The sequence below is a fragment of the Rhodococcus sp. P-2 genome (assembly GCF_016598535.1).
Taxonomy (GTDB): Bacteria; Actinomycetota; Actinomycetes; order Mycobacteriales; family Mycobacteriaceae; genus Rhodococcus_F; species Rhodococcus_F baikonurensis.
Genome location: NZ_CP066779.1, coordinates 3,541,102 through 3,551,427 on the forward strand (window position 1 = coordinate 3,541,102; position 10,326 = coordinate 3,551,427).

At 63.6% G+C, this 10,326-nt stretch carries 11 protein-coding genes; 3 read left to right on the top strand and 8 right to left on the bottom strand.

Going from position 1 to position 10,326, the window contains the following annotated elements:
- Positions 1-23: 23 nt before the first annotated feature.
- The 6 genes from I7X09_RS16845 to I7X09_RS16870 form a co-directional block, all read right to left on the bottom strand.
- Positions 24-2,213 (bottom strand): transglycosylase domain-containing protein, encoded by a 2,190-nt coding sequence (locus I7X09_RS16845; protein ID WP_095971626.1) that lies wholly within the window; start codon positions 2,211-2,213, stop codon positions 24-26.
- Between the two features lie 112 nt (positions 2,214-2,325).
- On the bottom strand, positions 2,326-2,535 hold the full coding sequence (locus tag I7X09_RS16850; protein ID WP_019746112.1) for a hypothetical protein: 210 nt from the start codon (positions 2,533-2,535) through the stop codon (positions 2,326-2,328).
- 19 nt (positions 2,536-2,554) lie between these two features.
- On the bottom strand, positions 2,555-3,391 hold the full coding sequence (locus tag I7X09_RS16855; RefSeq protein ID WP_003946046.1) for a carbohydrate ABC transporter permease: 837 nt from the start codon (positions 3,389-3,391) through the stop codon (positions 2,555-2,557).
- Entirely contained in the window at positions 3,388-4,563 is a 1,176-nt protein-coding gene (locus I7X09_RS16860; RefSeq protein WP_185564744.1) for a carbohydrate ABC transporter permease, read from the bottom strand. Before I7X09_RS16860 ends, I7X09_RS16855 begins: the two co-directional genes overlap by 4 nt.
- A gap of 20 nt (positions 4,564-4,583) precedes the next feature.
- Entirely contained in the window at positions 4,584-5,873 is a 1,290-nt protein-coding gene (locus I7X09_RS16865; protein WP_200313074.1) for an ABC transporter substrate-binding protein, read from the bottom strand.
- A 170-nt stretch (positions 5,874-6,043) separates the two neighbouring features.
- Positions 6,044-7,117: an ABC transporter ATP-binding protein gene (locus I7X09_RS16870; RefSeq protein ID WP_095971624.1), complete on the bottom strand. Its 1,074-nt coding sequence runs from the start codon at positions 7,115-7,117 to the stop codon at positions 6,044-6,046.
- Between the two features lie 114 nt (positions 7,118-7,231).
- Between I7X09_RS16870 and I7X09_RS16875 the strand changes: the two genes are divergently transcribed.
- The 3 genes from I7X09_RS16875 (at position 7,232) to I7X09_RS16885 (ending at position 8,980) form a co-directional block, all read left to right on the top strand.
- Positions 7,232-8,056: a DUF2786 domain-containing protein gene (locus tag I7X09_RS16875; RefSeq protein ID WP_095971623.1), complete on the top strand. Its 825-nt coding sequence runs from the start codon at positions 7,232-7,234 to the stop codon at positions 8,054-8,056.
- Between the two features lie 50 nt (positions 8,057-8,106).
- Positions 8,107-8,550, top strand: coding sequence for a TIGR04338 family metallohydrolase (locus I7X09_RS16880; protein WP_234036961.1), 444 nt, complete (start codon positions 8,107-8,109; stop codon positions 8,548-8,550).
- A gap of 61 nt (positions 8,551-8,611) precedes the next feature.
- The gene (locus I7X09_RS16885; RefSeq protein ID WP_054187250.1) at positions 8,612-8,980 is read left to right on the top strand and encodes a helix-turn-helix domain-containing protein; all 369 of its coding nucleotides are present in this window, start codon (positions 8,612-8,614) and stop codon (positions 8,978-8,980) included.
- On the opposite strand, the gene I7X09_RS16890 is transcribed toward I7X09_RS16885, so the two are convergent.
- Both I7X09_RS16890 and I7X09_RS16895 read right to left on the bottom strand, forming a co-directional pair.
- Positions 8,981-9,568 (bottom strand): ATP-dependent Clp protease proteolytic subunit, encoded by a 588-nt coding sequence (locus I7X09_RS16890; protein ID WP_003945993.1) that lies wholly within the window; start codon positions 9,566-9,568, stop codon positions 8,981-8,983.
- A gap of 4 nt (positions 9,569-9,572) precedes the next feature.
- Entirely contained in the window at positions 9,573-10,181 is a 609-nt protein-coding gene (locus I7X09_RS16895; protein WP_054187251.1) for a ClpP family protease, read from the bottom strand.
- Between the last annotated feature and the right edge of the window lie 145 nt (positions 10,182-10,326).

The window sequence follows — 10,326 nt, forward strand, 5'->3', positions numbered from 1 at the left end:
GGCCGGAAATCGGGCGCTGCCTGTCAGCCCGGTAGTGGGATGACGATGCCAGGCAGGATCTCGATCTGACGCGGCAACTGGGGGAGCGGCGGCACTTCGATCGGCGGCAAGCCAGGCACCTCGATGGGCGCTGGGGGAGCGGCCGCGCCCGTTGTGGGCGTACCCGTCCCGTCCCCCGAGGTCACGCCGGAGTTCGCGGGAACGCCGGCCTGCCCGCCGATGGGGTCGGGCCACGGGAAGCTCTCCCAGTCGGATCCCTTCAGCGCGCCGTCCATCGTGCTCTTCCAGATGTCGGCAGGCACTCCGGAGCCGTAGATCAAGCCGCCGTAGGAGTTGGTGATGGCCTGCGCGTCGGAAGTTCCGATCCAGACCGCGGTGGACAGCGACGGCGTGTAACCGACCATCCACGCGTCCTTGTTCTGCCCGGTGTCTCCCAGCTGCGCGGTGCCGGTCTTGGCAGCGGACGGGCGTCCACCGGCAAGCGCGTGACCGTTCGAGTACGACGCGATCGGCAGCATCGCCTGCGTGACGTTGTCCGCGACGGCCGCATCAAGACGACGCTCACCAGGCGAGACCGGACGATCGAGCAGGACTTCACCTTCGGCCGTCACGACCTTCTGGATGAAGTGCGGCTGCTGGTACACGCCGGAGTTAGCGAGTGTCGCGTACGCGGAGGCCATGTCGATAACGCGAGACTGATACTGGCCGAGCACGATTCCGTTCTCCGGCGGGCCACCCTCCTGGGTGAGCGTCGGGTAGTCGAGCCCTGGAATGTGTTCGGGGATTCCGGCCAGGTGGGCGGCGTCGGCAATCTTCTGGGGACCGTTCTCCATCGACAGCATCAACCGGTAGAAGCTGGTGTTCAGCGAGCGCTTGAGTGCCTCGGCGATGGTGCATCGACCACAGGATTCGCCGCCGACGTTTCCGATCGTCACACCGTTGATCGTGAGCGGTGAACTGTCGAACCGCGCGGACAGCGGAATATCTTCCATCAATGCTGCGACCAGGCCGAAGACCTTGAACGCTGAACCGGTCTGCAGCGGCGCCTGGGCATAGTCGAAGCCGGCTCCGTCGTCACCGCCGTAATAGGCGTCGACGCCACCGGTCTTGGGGTCGATGGACACTACTGCGGTCCGCAGGTCTTCCGGCTCGCCCTCGAGATTCCGCTTGACGGCGTTCAGCGCAGCTTCCTGCGCGACCGGGTCGATGGTTGTCGTGATCTGCAGACCAGCGGTGTTCAGCGTCTGATCGCTGATCCCGGCCTCGGCCAGTTCCTTGAGCACCTGGGTCTTGATGTGGCCTTCGGGTCCGGGCGCCTGGTTCAGATCGGTCGGCCGATTGGCGGGGGCGACAGCCGGGAACTGCATGGCGTCGCGATCCGTCTTGGTCAGGCTGCCCAGATCCACCATGCCGTTGAGAACGTAATCCCAGCGCGCTTGCAGCGCGGACAGATTGGTCTCGGGGTCCAGGAACGACGGGCTCTGGATGACGGATGCGAGAACTGCGCCTTCCTCGACGCTCAGCTCACTGACCGGCTTGTCGAAGTACGCGTTCGACGCGGCGGCGATGCCGTACGCACCGCGACCGAAGTAGATGGTGTTGAGATACGCGGCAAGAATGTCGTCCTTGGACCACTCGCGCGCCATCTTGGCGGAGATGACAAGCTCACGCAGCTTCCGGTCGATACTGCGCTTGTCGCCGACCAAGACGTTCTTCACGTATTGCTGAGTGATCGTCGAGCCACCGCCGGCGCTTTCCTTGCCCATCACGTTGTCGCGGGCAGCGCGAGCAAATCCGGAGATCGAGAATCCGGGGTTGGTGTAGAAGTTACGATCCTCCGCCGAGAGCACCGAATCGCGGACGTGAATCGGGATGGCCGACAACGCGACCTCGGTCCGGTTTCCCTCTGGCGGCACCACTTTCCCGAGCACGGTCGTACCGTCGGCCATGTAGATGGTGGACACCTGATTGGTCTGCATGTCCGAGGGGCGCGGGACGTCGGTCCGGCTGTACGCGACAGCAAAAACCGACGCAGGCACGATGATCATCAGGAGCACGAGAACGTAGATGGTCCGCCGGACGTACCGCCACTTGGAGCGCTGCTTCTTCGCCGGCTTGGCCGACTTGCTCGACCGAGGCGAATTAGCCGACTTGCCCGATCGAGCCGACGACTGATCGCCACCCGTCGCACTCGATCTGTTCGATGGACTCACTCAACACTCCCGGTCGTGGATCCGGACTTACCGGCACCATTCCACCAGGGTGATATCTCGATCAGATAACTCCCGGCAACTGCGATACCGAAATGTCACCCTACCGGGCTGGCTACTCGCGACGTTCTGCTCGGACCGCGTTCCGATATCCGCGGAACGCCAGCCCGAGAGCGACGACGCAACCGAGCAGCACCAAAGACGGCATAACGCCGGGGTCACCCTTGACTATCGCAACCACAGCGCCGATCAACGCCATGAGGGCGAAGACCGAGATGAAGCCGGCAATCAGCTCCATGCGCTGGGCGCGCGAAGCCCGCCTCATCGAAACCGTGCGGCCCGCATCACGACTTGACGCCGCCTGCGGTCAGACCGGCGATGATGCGTCGCTGGAAGATGAGAACCATGATGACCAACGGGACCATCACCAGGGTTCCGCCGGCCATGATCGAGGTGTACGGCGTGACGAATGGGTCGGTTCCGGAGAACTTGGCCATCGCCACCGTGACGGGCGCGGTCTTGTCACTCGAGAGTTGCAGCGAGAGCAGGTACTCGTTGACCGTCGCGATGAAGGCCAGGATCGCGGTGGTGAACAGCGCCGGCGCGGCGAGCGGCAGCATGATCAGGCGGAAGGCCTGGCCACGGGTGGCGCCGTCGATACGCGCCGCTTCTTCGAGCTCCCACGGAAGTTCGGAGAAGAACGACGTCAGCGTGTAGACCGTCAGCGGCAGCACGAACGAGATGTTCGGGATGATCAGCGCTTTGTAGCTGCCGATCCAGCCGATGTCGGTGAACAACTGGAACAGCGGAGTCACGAGGGCGACGACCGGAAACATGGACGCGCCGAGGATGATTCCGGTGACGAAGTATTTGCCACGGAAATCGAAACGCGAGAGCGCGTACGCCGTGAACACACCGATGACCAAGGCGATCAGCGTGGTCGCACCCGCGATGATGAGGCTGTTCATCAGTGCCCGGGTGAAGTTCACCTTGGCATCGGGATCGAGCGCCGCCGTGAAGTTGGACAGCGTGAGATTGGTGGGCCACAGCGACGTCGAGAACGTGTCCGCCGGGTCGCGCAGCGCCGTCACGATCATCCAGTAGCAAGGAGCGAGTCCCCACACGATGATCAGTACGACGCCGATGTAGGTGCCGATCTTGCCGCGTAGTGCCTTGTTCATACCGGCTCCCCCTTCCGCTGCTTTTCCTGCGTGCTGACCGCATTGGCTCCGAGGAATCGGACCAGGATGAAGGCCACAGCGAAGATGATGAGGAACGTGATGGTGGACAGTGCCGACGCCGAATTGGCGCCGACGCGCATCTGATCGACCACCAGAACCGAGATGGTGGAGGTGGCCGGATTGGATCCCATCATGATCGCGGGCAGGTCGTACATGCGCAGCGCGTCCATCGTGCGGAAGAGCACCGCCACCATGAGTGCGGGCTTGACCAGTGGAAGCGTGATCATGCGGAACCGCTGCCACGCCGTCGCACCGTCGACCTTGGCGGCCTCGTAGACGTCGGCGGGAATCATCTGCAGACCCGCGAGTATCAGCAACGCCATGAACGGCGCCGTCTTCCAGACGTCGGCGACGACGATCGCGAATCGCGCCGGCCAGGGATCGGCCGTCCACAGGATGTTGGTGCCGAGGATCTTGTTGGCGATGCCGTCGTTGGCGAAGATGAAGAACCACAGCTTCGCGGTGACCGCCGTGGGGATGGCCCAGGGAATCAGCACGGAAGCGCGGAGCAAGCCGCGTCCGCGGAACGTCTTGGCCATGATCAGCGCCATCGACAGACCGATCACCGTCTCGAGCAGGACGGTGACGACGGTGAAGCCGAACGTGTTTCCGATCGACTGCCAGAACTGCGATCCGAGTGTGCCGGGCGGGCAGGGAATCGAACCGTTGGCGGTGTTGCAGGACTCGGTGATCCAGTTCTTGTAGTTGTCGAACCACGTGAACTGACCGGTGACGAACATGCCGGTCTCGGGATCGAGTTTCTTGCCGTCGCTGTGCATCGACATCCAGATCGCTCGTCCGAGCGGATACAGAATGATGACGGCGAGAACGATCAGCGACGGTGCGACGAACGCCCACACCGGAACTCGTCGACGCTTCTTCGGCTTGTCGGCCGACGCAGGCGGGGGCGAGGTCGGTGGGGGTGGAGTAGCTGCAAGGTCAGGCAGAACCTTGGTCAGGGATGTCCCTGCTGCCTCGGATGCCGACGGCTCTTCTAGCGGTTCCGGTGCACGGTGTCTCCCACCAACGCCCGAACGGTCGGGACCGGTTGAACCGGCCCCGACCGTGGGGTTGGTAGGCACAGCCGCGGAAGGATCCTGCGGTTCTGCCATTGCTTATTGCTCCTGGTAGATCAGTTACCGGCGGTTTCGATGCCGGCCTTGGTGTCCGCCAAGGCCTGCTCGACGGTCTTCTCGCCGCGAATAGCAGCGTAGGTGTTGTCGGAGATCGACTTCGACACCTGCGTGTAGTACGGCGTGACGGGGCGCGGCTGAGCGGTAGCGAGTGCTTCCTTCAGGGTCGCGAAGTACGGGAACTGAGCGAGCACTGCCGGGTCGTCGTAGACAGCCGCGAGGACGGGGGCGCCGCCGACCTCGGTGAAGTACGTCTGCGACTTCTTGGTCTGCATGAACTCGAGGAAGTCACGAGCCGTGGCCGGTGCGTCCGAGTACGCGCTGATGCCGACGTTGTAGCCGCCGACCGTCGAAGCGCCCGGTCCGTCGACACCCGGAAGGACGGTGTAGCCGTACTTGCCGGCAACCGAGGTCTTCTCACCGTCGACCGAGAAGCCGGACCACGTGCGCATGAAGAGTGCCTTGCCGTCACCGAACGCGGTCTGCGACTCGCCCTCGGAGTAGGTCAGTGCTTCCTGCGGGATGGTGTTGTCGGCGAAGTTGTCGACGATCGACTGGACGCCTGCCTTCGTCTTGTCGTCGATGGCCGGGGTGAGTCCGTCCGGGCCGACCCACGGGCCGTCGAAAGCGTTGGTGATCTCGGTGGTGTTGACCGTCAGGCCCTCGTAGTTCTTGAACTGACCGATGTAGCAGGAGATGCCGGCTTCGACAGCCTTCGGGCAGTTTTCCTTGAGCTCGGCCCACGTGGTGGGAGCCTTCTCGACGAGGTCCTTGCGGTAGTACAGGAACGCGGCGTTGGTGTTCTTCGGCGCTGCGTAGAGCTTGCCGTTGTAGGTGCCCGAAGCGACGGTCGACGGCAGGAGGCCGGACTCGTCGATCGCGAGGTCACCCTCGAGCGGCAGCAGCCAGCCGTTTGCGGCGAACTGAGCGGTGTTGACGACGTCGACGCCGATGAGGTCGTACTCGTCGCTCTTGGCCTGCATGCGCTGGGTGATGTCGTCGACCTGCGCGTTGGCTTCCTTGGCCAGCGGCTTGAGCGTGACCTTCTCGTCCGGATGCTCCGCATTCCAGTCGGTGATGATGTTTTCGAGCGCCTCGTTCAGGGCATCCTGCCCCTCGACGATCGTGATGGGTCCGCGGCCTTCGCTCGAGGACGATCCCCCGGATGCGGCCGTGGTGCTGGTTCCGCTGTCCTTGTCCGAATCGGACGAGCAGCCTGCCAGTACCAGCATGGACGCTGCCGTGGCTGCAATTGCAGCGCGGCGCATCGCCTTCGAGTTCAGAACCATGGATTCGCTCCCCGTATGTGTATGACAAATAGACGGTCACCGAGAGCCGGCTCACGGCATGCGCCATGGGTGCCGGCTCCCGGCATCGGCCCCTACTGTGGCACGAGACACCCGTACTTGTGGGTATTACGCCGAACCTGAATCGGTCATGTGTCGTTTGACAGGTCCACCTAACCCAGGCGACGCCCGTCGGTGGTGGCAAAAATGTGCACCTTCTCGGGGTCGACGCGCAGGTTGACGCGCTCGCCCTTCTGCGGCGGATTGCGCCAGTCACCACGCGAAACGATCTGCTGCAACCGTCCACCGATCGTGGTGCGTCCGTAGACGTAGGCGTCGGAACCGAGTTCTTCGACGACGTCGACCTCCATCGGCAGGCCTTCGGCGGCGATCTCGAGGTGCTCGGGGCGAATACCCAGAACGACCTCGGTTTCGACGACGCCGTTCATCGTCTCGCGCGGAACCGGAACGATCCCGTCGCCGAATGCGACGCCGCCGTCGACGACGGGGAGGGTGAACAGGTTCATCGCGGGTGAACCCATGAAGCCGGCGACGAAGACGTTCTTCGGCTTGTTGTACAGCTCGCGCGGCGAGGCGCACTGCTGCAGGATTCCCTTCTCGAGGACGGCGACGCGGTCACCCATCGTCATCGCCTCGACCTGGTCGTGGGTCACGTAGACCATCGTCGTCGCGAGGCGTCGCTGCAGCTGAGCGATCTGCGTACGCGTCTGAACACGGAGTTTCGCGTCGAGGTTCGACAGCGGCTCGTCCATGAGGAAGACCTGCGGCTGGCGGACGATGGCGCGGCCCATCGCCACTCGCTGACGCTGACCACCGGACAGCGCTTTGGGCTTGCGATCGAGGTACGGCTCGAGGTCGAGCATCTTCGCGACCTCTTCGACGCGGGCGCGAATCTCCGTCTTGTTGGTTCCGGCGAGTTTGAGCGCAAAACCCATGTTCTCGGCCACCGACATGTGCGGGTACAGAGCGTAGTTCTGGAAGACCATCGCGATGTCGCGCTCTTTCGGTTCCTGACCGGTGACGTCTCGGTCGCCGATGAGGATGCGTCCGCTGTGGACGTCTTCGAGCCCGGCGAGCATGCGCAGGGTGGTCGACTTTCCACAGCCGGAGGGTCCGACGAGAACGAGGAACTCGCCGTCCTCGATCTCGAGGTCGAGCTTGTCCACTGCCGGCGTGCTTGATCCGGGGAACAGGCAGGTGGTGCTCTCGAAAGTCACTGAAGCCATGACGGGGTTGATCCCTTCTACCGGCAGGAACGTGCCGGACGATCCAAGTTGAGGGTGAGCGTGTGCGCTAGCAGCATAAACGTCCGTGTCGGCGCGCGAGCGTAGTCTTTCACGGTGAGTTCGGAGAAGATGCTGACCCGCATCGGTGCGTTGCTTCGCCAAGCGGAGTCCACCGACAATCCACACGAAGGTGAAGCCTTCATGGCCGCCGCGCAGCGGTTGGCCACCGGTTCCGCGATCGACCTGGCGGTCGCGCGTGCGCACACCGCGTCCTCGGAGAAACGTGCGACGCCCACTCAACGGCTCATCACCATCGGCGAACCGGGTAAGCGCGGGCTGCGAACGTACGCCCAGTTGTTCATCGCCATCGCCGCTGCAAACGACGTGCAATGCGACATCGCGCAGACGTCGGCCGTCATCTACGCCTACGGCTTCGCCGGTGACATCGACGTGTGCGAAGCCCTGTACTCGAGCCTGCTCTTCCAGATGGTGCGTGACTCCGACGCGTACGTGCGTTCCGGGGCGTACCGCGGCGAAACGTCCGTGCGGACCGTCGTCGAAACTCGTGGACGACGACGCGTCAGCACGCAGGTCCGCAAGCCGGTGGCCGGAGTGACGGCGCGCCTGAACTTCCAGATGGCGTACGCGTCCCGCATCGGCGCTCGGTTGGCCGAGACGAAGCAGGAGACGGAGAAGGCGGCGATCGCAGAATCTGCCACGTCGTCTTCGGAAACTGCACTCGTGCTGCGTAACAAGGAAATCGAGCTGAAGGACTACTACTCGTCCAACTCCAAAGCGCGTGGGACGTGGCGGGGCGGTGGCCGCGCGAGCGCCGGGCATTCCTCGCATGCTCGACGAGCGGGTGATCGGGCGGCGCGCTCCGCACGCCTGGGAAACCTTCCGGAGATCGGCGGGGTGCGCGGGCAGCTCGACTCGTGAGGGATACGCAGCGGAGCGCCGTCTACGAGGCAGAGACGTTGGTGCGCACCATGTTCGATCGCGCCGACGAGCGCGGGCTTCGGAGCGTCGAAGTCATGGGTTCCACCATCACCCTGCCGGTCGAGCGCAAATTCGGTTCCGTGGAGTCGGTCCAGGCGTACTGCGATCAGCTACTCGGACTGAACTGGGTTCGGGAGACCTGGCCTCGCGCAACCGTTCCGGTGTCCGTACGGTCCCGCGCCGGTAATGCGGCCGCCCACTATTCGAACGACGTCATCGCCGTTCCAGACGACCGTGACGGCCGGTGGGCACTGCGAGAATTCGTCGTCCTGCACGAACTCGCGCACCACCTGGGCGACCCAGCCTCCGACGAGGCTTCCCACGGGCCCGAGTTCGTCGACCGCTACACGAGCCTTGTCGGCGAGATCGTCGGGCCCGAGGCGGCCTTCGTTCTTCGAGCGATGTTCCTTGCCGGCGGTGTCCAGACAAGTTGAGGGTTATCAGCCCTCGGTGAACCGGGTGGTGCGCGAACCGGTCGGCTGGAATACTCGGCCTATGGAGGCATCGCGGAGATTAGTCCTGGTCAAGGGTGAGTCGGAACTCCCCGATCCGGCTGTCGCCGTCCGCAAACCCCCACTGATTCGCGAAGCCTACGGACGAGTGTTGCGGGAGGTCCGACGCGATCAGGACCGAACTCTCGACGACGTCGCCGCAAAGGTCGGGATGTCGAAGCAGTACCTCTCCGAGATCGAACGAGGCAAGAAGGAACCGTCGTCGGAAATTCTGCGCGCCATCTGCGAAGCGCTCGGGATGCCGCTCGAGCACCTGCTGTTCCGAGCAGGCAACAGGATCGTTGCGCTCAACTCCCTCACCTTCGGGCATTCTCCCGCACCGATCTCCGGTCCCGTCCTGATGGCAGCCTGATCAGTTCCCTTCGATGAGGGTGTCAGCCAGTCCGTAGGAGATAGCGTCGTCGGCAGTGAAGATCCTGTCGCGATCGGTGTCCTTACGGAGTCGCTCGACGCTCTGACCGGTGTGCTTACTCAGAATCGCCTCGGTCTGCTCCCGGATTCTCAGGATCTCGGCTGCTTGAAGCGCGAGGTCCGAGATGGTGCCGCTACCTTGCGTCGACGGTTGGTGCAGCAGCACCCGGGAATGGGCGAGAACATGCCGATGGCCCGGAGTGCCGGCGGCGAGAAGCACTGCAGCAGCCGAAGCCGCTTGACCCATGCAGTACGTCGAAATCGTCGGTTTCAAGAACTGCATGGTGTCGTAGATCGCGAGCATCGCCGTGGTAGAACCGCCGGGAGAGTTGATGTACAAACCGATTTCGCGATCCGGGTTGTCGGCCTGCAGATGCAGCATCTGAGCCATCACGACGTTGGCGACGCCGTCGTCGATCTCTGTGCCGAGAAAGACGATGCGTTCGTTGAGCAGCCTGCTGAAGATGTCGAAAGACCGCTCACCCGTTGGTGTTCGCTCGATGACACTGGGAATCGTGTACTGGGACATGACGTCACAATCCGATCTTGGGGAAGGTGGCTTGCGGTGCGATCTCGGCGAAGGACGTCACGACGCGGTCGACGATCCCGTACTCGCGCGCCTGTTCGGCGGTGAACCAACGATCCCGATCGCTGTCGGTCTCGATCTCCTCGACGGTCCGGCCCGTTTCGGTGGCGAGGATTTCCTGCGATTGACGCTTCATCAGCTCGAGGCTCTCGGCCTGGATCGCAATGTCCACCGCAGTGCCACCGATACCTGCCGAAGGTTGGTGCATCATGATGCGGCTGTGCGCCAAGCTGATTCGCTTGCCGTGGGTACCGGAGCAGAGAAGCACCTGGCCCATGCTGGCGGCGAAGCCCATCGCGACCGTCACGACGTCGTTGGGGATGAGCTTCATGGTGTCGTAGATGGCCAGACCGGCAAACACCGATCCGCCGGGTGAATTGATGTAGAGCACGATGTCGCGCTTGGGGTCGGTGGTGGCGAGTAGTACCAGTTCCGAACACACACGTTCGGCCATGGCGTCGTTGACCTCACCGGTGAGCAGAATGGTTCGCTGTCGGAAGAGCCTGTCTGTCAACAGGTCACGGTAGCCGGTATCGGTGGGCGCTTCAGTAGTCATGAATCCATTCCTACCGGCGCAGCGATGCCGGGGCCCCGCCTGTCTGCTGTGGGCAGACCGCCCCTGTTTTGCCCGCCGCCTTTGCCTGCCCCCCCCTTTGTGCTTGCCCCCCTTTTTGCCTGCCCCCCCTTTTTGAGCGAACGGC